The 15,155-nt window shown below is 65.3% G+C and carries 15 protein-coding genes; 14 read left to right on the top strand and 1 reads right to left on the bottom strand.

Annotated elements, in window-relative coordinates; translation table 11 throughout:
- Positions 1-7 precede the first annotated feature (7 nt).
- The 11 genes from argS to surE all read left to right on the top strand — a co-directional run bounded on the left by argS (position 8) and on the right by surE (position 11,004).
- Complete coding sequence (argS, locus tag WN72_RS26155) at positions 8-1,798, top strand: arginine--tRNA ligase (RefSeq protein WP_092214132.1); 1,791 nt, start codon at positions 8-10, stop codon at positions 1,796-1,798.
- A 140-nt stretch (positions 1,799-1,938) separates the two neighbouring features.
- Positions 1,939-3,528, top strand: a complete 1,590-nt coding sequence (locus WN72_RS26150; RefSeq protein WP_092214355.1) for an SPOR domain-containing protein — start codon at positions 1,939-1,941, stop codon at positions 3,526-3,528.
- Positions 3,529-3,574: 46 nt separating this feature from the next.
- Positions 3,575-4,603 (top strand): beta-N-acetylhexosaminidase, encoded by a 1,029-nt coding sequence (gene nagZ, locus WN72_RS26145; protein ID WP_027559336.1) that lies wholly within the window; start codon positions 3,575-3,577, stop codon positions 4,601-4,603.
- Entirely contained in the window at positions 4,600-5,439 is an 840-nt protein-coding gene (locus WN72_RS26140) for a segregation and condensation protein A (protein WP_025036467.1), read from the top strand. Before nagZ ends, WN72_RS26140 begins: the two co-directional genes overlap by 4 nt.
- Positions 5,440-5,460: 21 nt before the next feature.
- A complete protein-coding gene (scpB, locus tag WN72_RS26135) occupies positions 5,461-6,213 on the top strand; it encodes an SMC-Scp complex subunit ScpB (protein WP_027559335.1) in 753 nt (250 codons plus the stop codon).
- 167 nt (positions 6,214-6,380) lie between these two features.
- The gene (locus WN72_RS26130) at positions 6,381-6,617 is read left to right on the top strand and encodes a twin-arginine translocase TatA/TatE family subunit (RefSeq protein WP_027559334.1); all 237 of its coding nucleotides are present in this window, start codon (positions 6,381-6,383) and stop codon (positions 6,615-6,617) included.
- A gap of 88 nt (positions 6,618-6,705) precedes the next feature.
- Positions 6,706-7,236, top strand: a complete 531-nt coding sequence (gene tatB / locus WN72_RS26125) for a Sec-independent protein translocase protein TatB (protein ID WP_027559333.1) — start codon at positions 6,706-6,708, stop codon at positions 7,234-7,236.
- Positions 7,233-8,045 (top strand): twin-arginine translocase subunit TatC, encoded by an 813-nt coding sequence (gene tatC / locus WN72_RS26120; RefSeq protein ID WP_027559332.1) that lies wholly within the window; start codon positions 7,233-7,235, stop codon positions 8,043-8,045. Before tatB ends, tatC begins: the two co-directional genes overlap by 4 nt.
- Before the next feature lie 138 nt (positions 8,046-8,183).
- Complete coding sequence (gene serS / locus WN72_RS26115; protein ID WP_027559331.1) at positions 8,184-9,515, top strand: serine--tRNA ligase; 1,332 nt, start codon at positions 8,184-8,186, stop codon at positions 9,513-9,515.
- A 256-nt stretch (positions 9,516-9,771) separates the two neighbouring features.
- Complete coding sequence (locus tag WN72_RS26110; RefSeq protein WP_027559330.1) at positions 9,772-10,134, top strand: hypothetical protein; 363 nt, start codon at positions 9,772-9,774, stop codon at positions 10,132-10,134.
- Between the two features lie 102 nt (positions 10,135-10,236).
- The gene (gene surE, locus WN72_RS26105; RefSeq protein ID WP_027559329.1) at positions 10,237-11,004 is read left to right on the top strand and encodes a 5'/3'-nucleotidase SurE; all 768 of its coding nucleotides are present in this window, start codon (positions 10,237-10,239) and stop codon (positions 11,002-11,004) included.
- A gap of 3 nt (positions 11,005-11,007) precedes the next feature.
- Here the strand turns inward: surE and WN72_RS26100 are convergent, their stop codons facing one another.
- On the bottom strand, positions 11,008-11,379 hold the full coding sequence (locus WN72_RS26100) for a response regulator (RefSeq protein WP_027559328.1): 372 nt from the start codon (positions 11,377-11,379) through the stop codon (positions 11,008-11,010).
- Between the two features lie 241 nt (positions 11,380-11,620).
- Between WN72_RS26100 and WN72_RS26095 the strand changes: the two genes are divergently transcribed.
- From WN72_RS26095 to WN72_RS26085, 3 genes are all read left to right on the top strand, one after another.
- Positions 11,621-12,271 (top strand): protein-L-isoaspartate(D-aspartate) O-methyltransferase, encoded by a 651-nt coding sequence (locus tag WN72_RS26095; protein WP_027559327.1) that lies wholly within the window; start codon positions 11,621-11,623, stop codon positions 12,269-12,271.
- A 109-nt stretch (positions 12,272-12,380) separates the two neighbouring features.
- Positions 12,381-13,766, top strand: a complete 1,386-nt coding sequence (locus tag WN72_RS26090; protein WP_027559326.1) for a LysM peptidoglycan-binding domain-containing M23 family metallopeptidase — start codon at positions 12,381-12,383, stop codon at positions 13,764-13,766.
- Between the two features lie 378 nt (positions 13,767-14,144).
- A complete protein-coding gene (locus WN72_RS26085) occupies positions 14,145-15,140 on the top strand; it encodes a formylglycine-generating enzyme family protein (RefSeq protein ID WP_092214139.1) in 996 nt (331 codons plus the stop codon).
- Positions 15,141-15,155 lie beyond the last annotated feature (15 nt).

Below are 15,155 nucleotides of genomic sequence, written 5' to 3'. Positions count from 1 at the left end.
GGCGGCCATGCCCCAGACATCCTCATCCCTGCATTTGTTCGCCGACGTGCTCGGACGCGTGCACGCCGCCTGCCGCGCGCTCGCGGCGGACGCCAACTGGCCCGAGGGCATCGATTTCTCCCGCGTGGTGGTCGAGCCGCCCCGCGATGCCTCCCATGGCGACATGGCGACCAACGCCGCCATGGTGCTTGCGAAAGAGGCAAAGGCAAAACCCCGCGATCTCGCCGAGCAGATCGCCGAGCGGCTGCGAGCTGACGCGCTGATCGCCAAGGTCGACGTCGCCGGTCCCGGCTTCATCAATCTGACCTTGAAGCCGGCCGCCTGGGCCGAGGCGCTGCGCACGGTGCTGCGTGAGGGCGCTGACTACGGCCGCGTCCGCGGCGGCGCCAAGGTCAACGTCGAATACGTCTCGGCCAATCCGACCGGGCCGATGCATGTCGGTCATTGCCGCGGCGCCGTGTTCGGCGATGCGCTGGCGAGCCTGCTCCAGTTTGCCGGCCACGACGTCACCCGCGAATATTACATCAACGACGCCGGCGCGCAGGTCGACGTGCTCGCGCGCTCTGCGTTTCTCCGCTACCGCGAGGCGCTCGGTGAGGACATCGGCGCGATCCCGGAAGGGCTCTATCCCGGTGACTATCTGAAGCCGGTCGGCGAGGCGCTGGCGAAGGAGCACGGCGACAAGCTGCTCGCAATGAGTGAGGCGCAGTGGCTGCCGACGGTACGCGCCAAGGCGATCGCGATGATGATGGATGAGATCAAGGACGATCTCGCCGCGCTCAACATCCGCCACGACGTGTTCTTCTCCGAGCGCTCGCTGATCGAGACCGGCAACAACAAGGTCGCCGAGACCATCGATTTCCTGAAGGCCAAGGGCGACATCTATGAGGGGCGCCTGCCGCCGCCGAAGGGCGCGCCGGTCGAGGATTGGGAAGACCGCGAGCAGCTGCTGTTCAAGGCGACCGCCTATGGCGACGACGTCGATCGTCCGCTGATCAAGTCGGACAATTCCTATACCTACTTCGCCTCCGACATCGCCTACCACAAGAACAAGTTCGACCGCGGCTTTGCCGAGATGATCGACGTCTGGGGCGCCGACCATGGCGGCTACATCAAGCGCATGCAGGCCGCGGTGAAGGCGACGACGTCGGGCAAGGGCGCGCTCGACGTCAAGATCGTCCAGCTCGTGAAGTTGCTGCGCAACGGCGAGCCGGTGAAAATGTCCAAGCGGAGCGGGGACTTCGTCACCTTGCGAGAGGTGGTGGATGAGGTCGGCCAGGATGCCGTCCGCTTCATGATGCTGTACCGCAAGAACGACGCGGTGCTCGACTTCGACCTCGCCAAGGTCATGGAACAGTCGCGCGACAACCCGGTGTTCTACGTCCAGTACGGCCATGCCCGCGGCCACTCAATCTTCCGCAACGCGCGGGCGGAGGTGTTCCCGGACCTGCCGGAGGACGCCGAAAAGCGCATTTCCTGGCTCAGTGAGTCGGCGGTGGATCGGCTGTCCGACCCGGTCGAGCTCGATCTTCTCAAGCGCCTCGCAATTTATCCGCGCATGCTGGAAGCGGCCGCCGCGGCCCATGAACCGCACCGAATTGCCTTTTATCTCTATGATTTAGCCAGCGAATTTCACGCGCTTTGGACGAAGGGGCGCGATTTGCCCTATTTACGCTTCATTATCAATAATGATGCAGATCTTACGAAGGCGCGGCTGGCCATGGTCCAGGGCGTCGTCTCTGTCCTGGCATCGGGCCTCGCCATCCTCGGCGTCCATGCTCCGGACGAGATGCGGTAGTTTGGGGCGAACTACTTAATGGGAATTCGGGGGTAACCGGCAGAAGCCGGATCGCTTAGACTTGGTTGAAAGCCTTGTGGGTCGAAAGCCGTGCCTTGGTCGAGGGGCGCGCGGCTTTCCCGAAGGGACGCATCATCACGATGGCCGAACGATATCACAACAGACCGTTTCCTTCCGATGACTATGGTCGCGGCGGCGACCAGCATGGGAAGACGGAAAGCGATCCCTTGGCCGAGCTCGCCCGCCTGATCGGTCAGACCGATCCGTTCGCTGCGCAGTCGCAGCCCAGCGCCCGCCCGCCGGCAGCGCCGGCGCCCAGCCAGAGCTATCACGACGACAATTATTCGCAGGATGACTATCAGCAGGACCATGCCGAGCAGGCTCCGCCGCCTCCGTCCGGGCCGCCGTCGTGGATGCGGCGCGCCAACGTGCAGCCGCAGCCGGCGCCCGAGCCCGACTATCCCGTCTCTGTGAGCCCGGTTCATCCGCTGCATCGCTATTCAGCCCAGCCGGCCACGCCCGCGCCTGATTACCATCAGCCGCAGGCCTATCCCGATCACGGCTACCAGGATCAGGCTCATCAGGCTCAAGCCTACCCGGATCAGGCCTACCAGCAGCACGGTCAGGCCCAGCAGGAGCAAGCCTATCAGGAGCCGTATCCGCAGCCCGATCCGTCGCGCTACGACGATGCGCTCTACGGACGCTTGGAGGCGGGCGAGCAGGACTATCAGCGCGATCCCGCCTATCCTGATGATCCCTACGCGTTCCAGAGCGACTATCCCGAATCCGATCTCGACGAGGAGGAGCCGAAGAAGCATCGCGGCGGCATGATGACGGTCGCGGCGATCCTCGCGCTCGCTGTTGTCGGCACGGGCGCGGCCTTCGCCTACAAGACCTATGTGGGCTCGCCCCGCAGCGGCGAGCCGCCGATCATCCGGGCCGACAACACGCCGACCAAGATCGTGCCGGCGCCGACTGACTCCTCGGCCAAGGTGCCGGATCGGATGGCGAGCGGCGACGGCTCCGAGAAGATCGTGCCGCGCGAAGAGGCGCCGGTCGACGTCAACGCCAAGGCCAGCGGCCCCCGCGTGGTGTTCCCGCCGCTGAACCAGAACGCCAATCCGCCGTCGGTGGCGAGCGTCTCGCCCTCCGCGGTGCCGCCGAGCGCAGGTGGAGTTCCAAGCAACGGTACGATGCCGAACAATTCGCCGCGTCCGATCAGGACCGTGGCTGTGCGGGGCGACCAGACCGATACCGCTGCGTCGCAAGCCGCGGCCGCCAAGCCTGCGGCGACGGCGCCGAAGCCGGTCGCCGCGCCTGCCCCCGCACCAGCCGCGCCGCGCAATCCGCCGACCTCGGCCAATGCCAGCGCCAATCAGCCGATGTCACTGGCCCCGCAGGCAGCGCCTGCCGAACCGCCGCAGCGGATGGCTGCGACCACTCCGACGCAGATCGCGCCGGCCAGCAGTGGTGGCGGCTACGTCGTGCAGGTGTCCTCGCAGCAGACTGAGGAAAGCGCTCACGCCTCCTATCGGGTGCTTCAGAGCAAGTATGGCAGCGTGCTGGGCTCCCGCGCGCCTGTCGTCAAGCGGGTCGACCTTACCGACAAGGGCAAGGGCATCGTCTACCGCGCCTTCGCTGGTCCCTATGGATCGGCCGAGGAGGCGACGCAGGCCTGCAACAGCCTGAAGTCCGCAGGCCTGTCCGCCTGCTTCGTCCAGAGGAATTAACGGCCGTTTCCTTGACCCCCTCGCAGGGCAGGGTTAATCGGCCCTTATGAGCACGCGGGCCTTCATTACCGGCGTTTCCGGAACGGAACTGACCGCCGCCGAGCGGGAGTTTATCCGCAGCGAACGCCCATGGGGTTTCATCCTCTTCAAGCGCAATGTCGCGACCCCGGCGCAAGTTGCTGCGCTAGTTGCGGAATTACGGGCCGTTGCAGGCGCCGCTGACGCCCCCGTCCTGATCGACCAGGAGGGCGGACGGGTGCAGCGGCTGGGCCCGCCGCACTGGCCGGTCTATCCGCCAGGCGCCGTATTCTCGACCCTGTACGACACTGATTCGGCGCTCGGTCTGACCGCTGCACGGCTCAGTGCCCGCCTGATCGCGGCCGATCTGGCCGATCTCGGCATCACCGTGGACTGCTTGCCGCTGGCCGATGTGCCGGTGCCTGGGGCCGATGCCGTCATCGGAAACCGGGCCTACGGCACCTCGCCGGACAAGGTCGCGGCGATCGCCCGCGCGGTCACCGACGGCCTGGAGCAGGGCGGCGTGCTGCCGGTGCTCAAGCACATTCCCGGCCATGGGCGGGCCACCGCCGACACCCATTTCAAGCTGCCGACGGTCGACACGGCCAGGGACGAACTCGAGCGGACCGACTTCGCGGCGTTCAGGCCGCTGGCGGGCCTGTCGATGGCCATGACTGCACATGTTGTGTTTAGCGCCGTCGACCCCGCCCATCCGGCGACGACTTCTGCGACAATGATCGCTCAGGTGATTCGCGGCGCAATCGGGTTCCAGGGTTTGTTAATGAGTGATGACGTGTCGATGAACGCGCTGGCGGGCACGATCGCCGATCGGACCCGCGCCATCTTCGCGGCTGGATGCGACATGGCCCTGCATTGCAACGGCAACATCGAGGAGATGCGCGAGGTCGCCGGTCAGACACCTGAACTGTCGGGCAGGGCGCTGGAGCGGGCGAACGCCGCGCTCGCCGCACGCAAGCCGCCGCAGCCGTTCGACCGAACGGCCGCGCGCACTGAGCTGGACGCATTGATCGCACGGGCAAACACGGCATCCGCATGACCGCAGAAATCCTATCGTTTGAAACCGGGCGGCCCGCAGAGCTCGCCGAGGGTGAACCGGCGCTCGTGGTGGACGTCGAGGGCTATGAGGGCCCGCTCGACCTGCTGCTTGCGCTGGCGCGGCAGCAGAAGGTCGATCTCGCCAAGATCTCGATCCTGGCGCTGGCGGACCAGTACCTCCATTTCATCGAAGCGGCGCGGAAGATCCGGCTGGAGCTTGCCGCCGACTACCTCGTGATGGCAGCCTGGCTCGCTTTCCTGAAGTCGCGCCTGCTGCTGCCGGAGCCGCCGAGTGCGGAGGGGCCGAGCGCGGAGCAGATGGCGACGGCGCTCGCCAACCGTCTGCGCCGTCTGGAAGCCATTCGCGAAGCCGCCAACCGGCTGATGAACAGGCCGCAACTGCAGCGCGACATCTTCCCGCGCGGCGAGCCCGAGCAGATCGCCGAGATCAAGCATCCGAAATACACCGCAACGCTCTATGACCTGCTCACCGCCTATGCCGCGCAGCGCCAGTCGCGGGTGCTGGCGAGCGTGCATCTGGCCAAGCGCACGGTCTGGTCGCTCGCGGAAGCGCGCGCCACGCTGGAGCGGCTGGTCGGCAGCATCACCGAGCAGGACGATTGGGGCGTTCTCGACGACTTCCTGATCCGCCATGTCGCTGATCCCACGCAGCGCGCCACCGTGTTCGCCTCGAGCTTCGCCGCCGCGCTCGAGCTGGTGCGCGAAGGTCAGCTCGAGCTCAATCAGAAAGAGGCGTTTGCGCCCATCTATTTCCGAAAAGGGCGTCCTAAACCGGTTCCGGACGCAGCTCCTGCGCCCGATGCGCCGGTCGCTTAAGTGCAAGAAGGAGAATCTGCCATGGCAAGCCTGGCTGAAGTGCGGGTAGAAGAGGCCGAGCCGATGGAGAACGAATCCCAGGCACGTCCCGAAGAATTGCGGCTGCTGGAAGCGCTGCTGTTCGCCTCGAGCGAACCGCTGGACACCGCGACGCTGGCCAAGCGCATGCCCGAGGGCGTCGACGTCAAGGCCGCTCTGGAGCAGCTCCAGGCCGACTATGCCCTGCGCGGCGTGAACCTCGTCCGCGTCGCCAACAAATGGACCTTCCGTACCGCCGGCGATCTGGCTTGGCTGATGACGCGCGAGAGCCACGAGACGCGCCGCCTGTCGCGCGCGGCGATCGAGGTGCTGGCGATCATCGCCTACCACCAGCCGGTGACGCGCGCCGAGATCGAGGAGATCCGCGGCGTCGTGACCTCGAAGGGCACGCTCGACGTGCTCTTGGAGACCGGCTGGATCAAGCCGCGCGGCCGTCGCAAGACGCCCGGCCGCCCGCTGACCTTCGGAACCACCGAGGACTTCCTGTCGCAGTTCACCCTGGAACAGCTCGGCGATCTGCCGGGCCTGGAAGAGCTGAAGGGCACCGGCCTGCTGGATTCGCGTCTACCGACCGGATTCAGCGTGCCGACGCCGTCGGACGACCCGGCATTGCGTGAGGACGAAGATCCGCTGGAACCGGGCGAGGACCTTGATCTCGCTTTGGCGCCCGCGGTCGAGCCCGAAGCGCCGGAAGGCGGCAATGAGGGTGGTGGCGAAGGCGGCGCTGAAGAGTGATGTCCGGGCCCGTCGCGGGCTACCTGCGACCAGTTAACACTAGCAAGATTACGTAGCGCCAACAGCGAATTGGCGCTGCCTTGGTCCTTGTTTTTGACACCCGCCAAGCCTAGGTTTCGGTAAAGATCGGCCGGGTCCCCGGCCATGCGCGTTTGGAGGGTTGCAGGATGGGTTCACTCAGCATTTGGCACTGGATCTTGGTGATCGCAGTGGTCCTGCTGCTGTTCGGCCGCGGCAAGATTTCGGATCTGATGGGCGACGTGGCGCAGGGCATCAAGGCGTTCAAGAAGGGTATGCAGGACGACGACAAGCCTGCCGACAAGCCCGCCGAGCCGGCCAAGTCCATCGAGCACAATGCCGCGCCGACCGCGGCGCGCTCCGACGTCGGCAGCAAGGCCGTCTGAGCCAGAGAGCACGCGAGACGCGGGTAGCGGCCCGATCCTGCGCGCAAGGGATTGGGCCGGCAGCGGCCTCGCGTGAACGGAAGACCTCATGTTCGACATCGGGTGGAGTGAACTGGTCCTGATCGGGGTCGTGGCCCTGATCGCCATCGGCCCGAAAGAGCTGCCGGGCGTGCTGCGCATGGTCGGGCAGTGGATGGGCAAGGCGCGCAAGATGGCCGCCGAATTCCAGGGCCAGTTCCAGGAAGCGATGCGCGAGGCCGAAATGGCCGACCTCAAGAAGAGCTTTGACGAGGTCAAGGAAGCAGCCACCGGGTTCAATCCGCTGACCTCGCTCCAGAAGGACGTCAGCGACGCGCTCCGTGTCGATGCGCTGGACAAGCCGGCCGAGACGTCGACGACGACTGCTGTCGAGCCGCCGGCGACTTCAAGTGAGGCGCCGGCGACGCCAACCACACCGGAGGCCCCGACGCCCGAGACCTTCGTGGAAGCCGAGGTGCATGCGGCCGTGAACGAGCCGCTCGCGATCACCCGTGAGGTCGAGCAGGCACAGGCCGCCCAGACCCCGGTCACTCAGGACACTGCGCCACCCGAGGCGATCAAGGACGCCAAAGCGTCATGACCGACGCCGATATCGAGGCCAGCAAAGCCCCGCTGATGGACCATCTGATCGAGCTGCGCTCGCGGCTGATCAAGGCGCTGCTCGGCTTTGGCGTGGCTTTCATCTTCTGCTTCTTCTTCGCCAAGCAGATCTACAACGTGCTGGTCTGGCCGTTCGTGTGGGTCGCAGGGCCCGAGAATTCCAAGTTCATCTACACCGCGCTGCTGGAATATTTCATCACGCAGCTGAAGCTTGCGCTGTTCGGCGCCGGCTTCATCTCGTTCCCGATCGTCGCCACGCAGATCTACAAGTTCGTGGCGCCAGGGCTTTACAAGCACGAGAAGCAGGCCTTCCTGCCGTATCTGGTTGCGACCCCGTTCTTCTTCGTGCTGGGCGCGGCGCTGGTCTATTTCGTGGTGCTGCCGATGCTGGTCCGCTTCTCGCTCGGCATGCAGCAGGCCGGCAGCGACGAGACTGCGCAGATCCAGCTCTTGCCCAAGGTCGGCGAATATCTGTCGCTGATGATGTCGCTGATCTTCGCCTTCGGCATCGCCTTCCAGCTTCCGGTGATCCTGACGCTGCTCGGCCGCGTCGGCATCATCACCTCGAAGATGCTGCGCGAGAAGCGCCGCTATTTCATCGTCATCGCCTTCGTGATCGCGGCCGTGCTGACCCCGCCCGACGTGCTCAGCCAGTGCTCGCTCGCGATTCCCCTGCTGGCGCTCTACGAGGGCTCGATCATCGCGGTGGGGATGGTGGAGAAGAAGGCGGCGGCTTCGCAGGCCGCGACCGGCACCGACGTGTCGACGCCGGCCAATCCGGCCGAGTAGGGGCACTTTCGCTCTATGATGTCGCTGCTCAGCCCATGATTCGTCATGCCCGGGCTTGACCCGGGCATCCACGACTTGATCTAAGGCGGCAGACACGTGGATGGCCGGGATAAACCCGGCCATGACGGGAAGACAGCCATGCACGACATCAAATCGATCCGCGACAATCCGCAAGCCTTCGACGCCGGCCTTGCCCGGCGTGGCCTGAAGCCGTTGTCGGCCTCGCTGCTCGCGATCGATGAGCGCCGCCGCGCGGCTATCCTGGCCTCGGAGCAGGCGCAGGCGCGCCGCAACGCCGCTTCCAAGGAGATCGGCGACGCCAAGAAGGCGAAGGACGAGGCGCGCGCCGCCAAGCTGATGGCCGAGGTCGCCGAGCTCAAGACCACGATGCCGGAGCTCGAAGCCGCCGCGAAAGCGGCCGACGAGGAGCTGACGAAAGAGCTGTCGGCGATCCCGAACATTCCGTTCGACGAAGTCCCCGATGGCATCGACGAGCATGGCAATGTGCAGCACCACGTGTTCGGCAGCAAGCGCAGCTATGGCTTCACACCGAAGCTGCACGACGATCTCGGCACCGCGCTTGGCTACATGGATTTCGAGGCGGCGGCAAAGCTCTCCGGCGCGCGCTTCGTCGTGCTGAAGAAGGGGCTGGCGCGGCTCGAACGCGCGATCGGCCAGTTCATGCTCGACCTGCACACCAATGAGCACGGCTACACCGAGATCAACCCACCGCTGCTGGTGCGCAACGAGGTGATGTTCGGCACCGGGCAATTGCCGAAATTCGAGGACGACCAGTTCTGGGCGATCAAGGGCGAGCTTCTCGCATCACCCGATCATGAGCGACTGAAGACCGAGCGCCTCGGCCTCATCCCGACCGCGGAAGTCTCGCTCACCAATCTCGTGCGCGAATCCATTCTCGACGAGAAGCAGCTGCCGATGCGCCTCACCGCGCTGACGCCGTGCTTCCGCGCTGAGGCGGGCGCGGCCGGGCGCGACACGCGCGGCATGATCCGCCAGCACCAGTTCACCAAGGTCGAGCTGGTCTCGATCACAACGCCTGAGACCAGCAAGGACGAGCTGGAGCGGATGCTGTCCTGCGCGGAGCAAGTGCTCCAGAAGCTCGGCCTGCACTACCGCGTGATGACGCTGTGCGCAGGGGATATGGGTTTCTCGTCACAAAAAACCTATGACATCGAGGTCTGGATGCCCGGGCAGGGCGAGGGCGGCATGTTCCGCGAGATTTCGAGCTGCTCGGTCTGCGGCGACTTCCAGGCGCGGCGCATGGATGCGCGCTCGCGCGGGCCGGACGGCAAGCCGCGCTTTGTGCACACGCTGAACGGCTCCGGCACTGCGGTCGGCCGCGCGCTGATCGCCGTGATGGAGACCTATCAGCAGGAGGACGGCTCGATTGCCGTGCCTGATGTGCTGCAGCCCTATATGGGCGGCTTGAAAGTGGTCGGGCGCGACTAAAGCGCGATGAGATTGGGATGAATCGTCATCGCGCTTTACGTTGTTGTTTGAGCATGATCTTTTCGGAAAACCGCTTCGCACTTTTCCGGATCATGCCCTAGAGCGTCGTCGCGCGAAGTGGATACCGCCTCGCGCAAAGAAAAGGCGTCAAGCAAGAATTGCGCGTTGCTCGCCTGAAACCAGAGAAACGTTTGGTTGCGAAGATCGGGCGGCTGGTTATCCTGCCGGCCACCCGACAATGCGAACCCGACCGTTCATGGCCTTGCACCGCGATATTTTCTGGGTCGGCAGACAATGGGCGGTGACGGGTGCCGGCATCCAGGCCGTCGATCAGCGGCTGCGCGGCGTGCTCGACATCGAGATCGCGCGGCTCTGGGACGACGATCTCGTGGGGAGCCGGCGGGCCAAGCCCGGCGTCAATGCCGGTGATTTCGACAAGGCGCTGACGGTGGCACGCGAACGTTTTCCGCAGTCGCCGAGCGCGGACCCGATCGTTGCGCAACTGGAAGCACTCGGCGTGATCGACGCTCCCGTCGTGAGCGCGGTCGTGCCGGCGATGAAGCTGCGTGCCGAAGGCCGGCTCGCGCGCTTCCTGCCGCAATGGCGCATCCGCCGGTAGCCGGCGGTCCGGGAACCGGATGCGCCCAGGCTGCCCGGTTTGCCTGATCGGGCATAGCCGGTTAAGACGGCTCGGACCAAGCTTCAGGAAACGACCTTTCGCATGCGCATTCTCTGCACCAATGACGACGGTATCCATGCCCCCGGCCTCAAGGTCGTGGAGGAGATCGCGCAGGCGCTGTCCGATGACGTCTGGGTCGTCGCGCCCGAGCTCGACCAGTCCGGGGTGTCGCATTCGCTATCGCTGAACGACCCCTTGCGCCTGCGCGAGGTCGGCCCGCGGCACTTCGCCGTGCGCGGCACGCCGACCGACTGCGTCATCATGGGCGCGCGGCATATCCTCGGCACCAAGCCGCCGGACCTTGTGTTGTCGGGCGTCAACAAGGGCCGTAACGTCGCCGAGGACGTGGTCTATTCCGGCACCATTGCCGGTGCGCTCGAAGGCACCATCCTGGGGCTGCCGTCATTCGCGCTGTCGCAGGAGTTCAGCGTCGAGACGCGCGAACGGCCGCCGTGGGACACCGCGCGCAAGTTCGGCCCGGACATCCTGCGCAAGGTGATCGCCGCCGGCATCCCCAAGGACACCGTCATCAACGTCAATTTCCCGTCCTGCGCGCCGGAGGATGTGCTGGGCATCCGCGTCACGCGCCAGGGCAAGCGCAATCTCGGCTTCCTCAGGATCGACGAGCGCAGGGACGGCCGCGGCAATCCCTATTTCTGGATCGGCTTCGAGCGCGCGGCGATGATGGACACGCCGGCGGACGGCACCGATCTCGCGGCACTTCGCGAGCGCTACGTCTCGGTCACCCCGCTCCGGCTCGACCGCACCAATGAGGCGTTTTCCGAAGCGCTGAGCGCGACGCTGAAATAGCGGCTAGCCGCCGCGAAGCGCGGCTTCGATGGTCTTGCCGAGCGCGTCGAGCTGGAACGGCTTCTGCAGCGCCGGGCGATCGCGGTACTGCTCGGGCAGGCCGGAGGAGCCGTAGCCGGTGGCGAAGATGAACGGGCAGCCCTTCGCCTTGATGAGGTCCGCGACCGGCGAGATGACCTTCCCGTTGACGTTGACGTCGAGAATGGCGATGTCGAACTCGGTCGCCTGGGCGAGCCGCATGGCTTCGGTGATATCGCCGGCCTCGGCGGCGACCTTGTAACCGAGCTCTTCGAGCATGTCCGCGACCATCATCCTGATCATCACCTCGTCCTCGACGAGGAATACAGAGCGGCCCGAAAGCCCTGTCGCAGTCATTGTCGTTCAGTCCTTGCCCATTTGCAGAAAACGTTCGCAGATAACGCGAATCGACGCAATGCGCGTTTCGGCGAACGGACGCCTGAAAATGGCCTTTGCGGTCAGGCCTATGCAAGCCAATTTGTGGTCAAATACTCCAGCAAAAAAGCTATCATGGGTTCCTGAGCAGGAACAAGATTCTTGGCGCGGGTCTTAGCAATGGGCGCGACGATCCGGACCTGACGAGACGATACAAATAGCGATGACCCCCAATCAGCACCCGCCGGAAAAGATGATGTTTCAGCTCACGCTGAGGCGTCGGGGCATCAGCGATCAGGCGGTGCTGCGGACCATGGAGGAGGTGCCGCGCGACGAGTTCGTCGATGAGGCCGATCGCGAGGGGGCCTATCGCGACAGCGCGCTGCCGATCGCCTGCGGGCAGACCATCAGCCAGCCCTTCGTCGTCGCCTACATGACCGAGCAGCTCCAGCTCCAGAAGCAGCACCGCGTGCTCGAGATCGGCGCCGGCTCCGGCTACCAGGCCGCGGTGCTGTCGCGGCTCGCAGGGCAGGTGCTGACGGTCGAGCGCTATCGCAGGCTTGCCGACACGGCGCGCGCCAGGCTCGAAAAGCTCGGCTGTCACAATGTCGAGGTGATGCTCGGCGACGGTCTCAACCTGCCGCCCAATATCGGCCCGTTCGATCGCATCATCGTCACCGCTGCGGTGGAGCAGCTTCCGGAGAATCTGGTCGAGCGGCTCGAGGTCGGCGGCATCCTGATCGCCCCGGTCGGCCCGCATCAGGGTGTGCAGACCCTGATCCGGCTGACCCGGACCGAAGCGGGGATCGAGCGCAGGGAACTCGTCGAGGTGCGCTTCGTGCCCGCGCTGCCGGGCGTGGCGCGGGAGCTGTAGAATTCCGGATCGGCTGTGCTGCCAACATCTTATTGGGAGGGTTAAGCCGTTATTTACTCGGCGGGTGTTTACTTAAAAGACCAGTTCTGTTGCGTACGAGTGAGTAACCATGTCTGTCGTCGCCGAGTTGCTTTACTCGCGCCGCGTGCCGCAGGTCGCGGTGCTGGCGCTGATTTCCTTCAGCTTCGCAGGGTGCAGCGCCGACATGTCGTCGCGGCTGTCCCAATCGAACTTCTCCAATCCCTTCTCGTCTGAGCAGACCGGTTCGGTGCAGCAGGCCCCGCCGCCGCAGCGTGAGCTGCCGCAATATGCGCGGCCTCAGACCCAGCCCGGCTACTACCAGTCGCAGCCTTTGCCGCCGCCGGCCGTGTCCGCACCGCAATCCTATCCCGTCACATCGGGTGGGGGCGTGTCCGGAGGCGGGCGGGGTGTCAGCTCCTATGCACCCCCGGCACAGCCCCACCTCGAGACCACCGCCACCGTGCCGCCGCGCTCGGTCGCGGCAGCCCAGCCGGCCGGCGGGACCAAGATCATCGTCGGCACCAGCGACACGCTCGACGTGCTCGCCAAGCGGTATCACGTCACGCCGCAGGCGATCCTCGCCGCCAACGGTTACAAGGGCCCGCGCGCGCTTTCGCCGGGTCAGCAGCTGATCATTCCGCATCCGGCCACGGCGGCTGCACCGGCGCCTGCTGCGGTCGCGGCGGCTCCGGCGATGGCGCCTGCTGCCAAGCCCGTTGCGGCCGTCGCCGCGCCGCCGAGCATCCACTTCGTCAATCGCGGCGACACGCTCGCCAGCATCGCCCGCAAGAACCACATCTCGGCGACCGAGCTCGCCCGCGCCAACGGCCTCGAGCCGTCGGCCAAGCTCAAGCTCGGCACCAAGCTGAACGTGCCCGGCGCCAAGACCGTCGCGGTTGCCGCGCCGGTTGCTCCGGCCCCCGTCGCGGCTGCGCCGGTTGCGGGCACGCTCCAGCCCGTCGCGGCCGCTCCCGTTCCGGCGACCAAAATGGCGGCTGCCGCTCCCGTGCAGAGCGCGCGTCTGGCCCAGGCTACCAATGTCGAAGAGAAGCCCGTCGAGACGCCGGCGAAGGCTGCGGAAGCCACCGGCGCGCTGCCGACCTTCCGCTGGCCGGTGCGCGGCAAGGTGGTCACGACCTATGGCGCCAAGACTAACGGCAAATCCAATGACGGCATCAATCTCGCGGTGCCCGAGGGCACCCCGGTCAAGGCGGCTGAAGACGGCGTCGTTGCCTATTCCGGCAACGAGCTGAAAGGTTACGGCAATCTGGTCCTGGTTCGGCACTCCAACGGCTACGTCACCGCATATGCCCATGCGAGTGAGCTGTTGGTGAAGCGCGGTGACACCATCAAGCGCGGTCAGGTCATTGCCAAGTCGGGTCAATCCGGTGAGGTGGCGTCGCCGCAGCTCCACTTCGAGATCCGCAAGGGATCGAGCCCGGTTGACCCGCTTCAATTCCTGAACGGGGCGTGAGGCAAGGGCCCACGGAGTCGGGCGCGCAATCACCACAAATATGCTGTCATCGCCCGCCTTGTGCGCATTGCGCACTCGAGCGGGCGATCCACTATTCCAGAGGCGGCGGTCGCCAAGCCGAGATGTTGCCTCGAACCATGGCTCACTGAGTCTTTTGCGAGCGGAAAATCAAATTTCGAAAAACAACCCCATGCAAAGTAGCCGATGGCTGTCGGTGCGATCTTCTAGTGTTTTGAGTTTGCTTCGGTTTCGACGGCGCAGCGGAGAGTGCCAGCGTGAAAGACCCGATCCGGTACCCTTGATCTAGATCAACCTAGAAGAGTGGCGTTCCGTTTCCGTAGCGGCGCAGGCCAATGACGCACGGGTCCGGAGATTGGCATGAAGCTGGTTGATACGAAATCACCGCCTCACTCCGGACAATCGCTCCAGCATCCAGCAGATGAGGGAATGCTGTACGTGCCGGGCGGCACGTTTCGCATGGGTTCGGATCGGCACTATCCGGAGGAAGCGCCGGTCCACCGCGTCACCGTGGATGCGTTCTGGATGGATCGCCATCCAGTGACGAACCGGCAATTCAAGGCGTTCGCCAGAGCTACCGGCCACGTCACCGTTGCCGAGATCACGCCCGATCCAAAGGACTATCCCGGAATGCTCCCGCATATGATCTACGCGGGTTCGCTGATGTTCTCTCCGCCCGCGTATCCGGTCAGTCTCCAGGATTTCAGCCAGTGGTGGACCTTCGCCAAAGGCGCGGACTGGCGGCATCCCTACGGGCCGGGCAGCGACATTCGTGGGCTGGACGATCATCCCGTCGTGCATGTGGCGTTCAGCGACGTGATCGCCTACGCAAAATGGGCCGGCAAGGATTTGCCGACCGAGGCGGAATGGGAATTCGCGGCGCGCGGCGGGCTGGATGGCGCCGAGTTCGCATGGGGAAATGAATTTGCGCCCGAGGGCCGTCACATGGCCAACACCTGGCAGGGCGAATTTCCACGCCAAAATACCGGCGACGATGGGTACGAACGGACATCGCCGGTCACCGCATTTCCGCCGAACGGATACGGGCTGCACGATATGATCGGCAACGTCTGGGAGTGGACGTCCGACTGGTACTCGCCTCGGCATGAGGCCGACGCTGCAAAAGCCTGCTGCATTCCAGAGAACCCGCGCGGCGGCCGCGAGGCCGACAGCTACGACCCCAGAACGACCAACGTCAAGATTCCACGCAAGGTCATCAAAGGCGGCTCGCATTTGTGCGCGCCGAACTACTGCCGGCGCTACCGGCCGGCTGCGCGGCATCCCGAGCCGGTCGACACATCCACAAGTCATCTTGGATTTCGGTGCATCAGGCGAGGTGTCTCTAACGCATCATAACGGGAGAGCAATGCC

It is taken from the genome of Bradyrhizobium arachidis, assembly GCF_015291705.1.
Classification (GTDB): domain Bacteria; phylum Pseudomonadota; class Alphaproteobacteria; order Rhizobiales; family Xanthobacteraceae; genus Bradyrhizobium; species Bradyrhizobium arachidis.
Note: the sequence above shows the minus strand (reverse complement) of the source record. Positions and strands in the feature narration are given on the sequence as shown.

What these genes read in the sequence shown, in the direction of transcription:
- tatB (WP_027559333.1), top strand. Translation starts at nt 6,706, where the DNA reads ATGTTCGACATCGGGTGGAGTGAACTGGTCCTGATCGGGGTCGTGGCC.
- serS (WP_027559331.1), top strand. Translation starts at nt 8,184, where the DNA reads ATGCACGACATCAAATCGATCCGCGACAATCCGCAAGCCTTCGACGCC.
- scpB (WP_027559335.1), top strand. Translation starts at nt 5,461, where the DNA reads ATGGCAAGCCTGGCTGAAGTGCGGGTAGAAGAGGCCGAGCCGATGGAG.
- WN72_RS26085 (WP_092214139.1), top strand. Translation starts at nt 14,145, where the DNA reads ATGAAGCTGGTTGATACGAAATCACCGCCTCACTCCGGACAATCGCTC.
- WN72_RS26110 (WP_027559330.1), top strand. Translation starts at nt 9,772, where the DNA reads ATGGCCTTGCACCGCGATATTTTCTGGGTCGGCAGACAATGGGCGGTG.
- WN72_RS26140 (WP_025036467.1), top strand. Translation starts at nt 4,600, where the DNA reads ATGACCGCAGAAATCCTATCGTTTGAAACCGGGCGGCCCGCAGAGCTC.
- WN72_RS26130 (WP_027559334.1), top strand. Translation starts at nt 6,381, where the DNA reads ATGGGTTCACTCAGCATTTGGCACTGGATCTTGGTGATCGCAGTGGTC.
- argS (WP_092214132.1), top strand. Translation starts at nt 8, where the DNA reads ATGCCCCAGACATCCTCATCCCTGCATTTGTTCGCCGACGTGCTCGGA.
- surE (WP_027559329.1), top strand. Translation starts at nt 10,237, where the DNA reads ATGCGCATTCTCTGCACCAATGACGACGGTATCCATGCCCCCGGCCTC.
- WN72_RS26095 (WP_027559327.1), top strand. Translation starts at nt 11,621, where the DNA reads ATGACCCCCAATCAGCACCCGCCGGAAAAGATGATGTTTCAGCTCACG.
- nagZ (WP_027559336.1), top strand. Translation starts at nt 3,575, where the DNA reads ATGAGCACGCGGGCCTTCATTACCGGCGTTTCCGGAACGGAACTGACC.
- WN72_RS26150 (WP_092214355.1), top strand. Translation starts at nt 1,939, where the DNA reads ATGGCCGAACGATATCACAACAGACCGTTTCCTTCCGATGACTATGGT.
- WN72_RS26090 (WP_027559326.1), top strand. Translation starts at nt 12,381, where the DNA reads ATGTCTGTCGTCGCCGAGTTGCTTTACTCGCGCCGCGTGCCGCAGGTC.
- tatC (WP_027559332.1), top strand. Translation starts at nt 7,233, where the DNA reads ATGACCGACGCCGATATCGAGGCCAGCAAAGCCCCGCTGATGGACCAT.
- WN72_RS26100 (WP_027559328.1), bottom strand. Translation starts at nt 11,379, where the DNA reads ATGACTGCGACAGGGCTTTCGGGCCGCTCTGTATTCCTCGTCGAGGAC.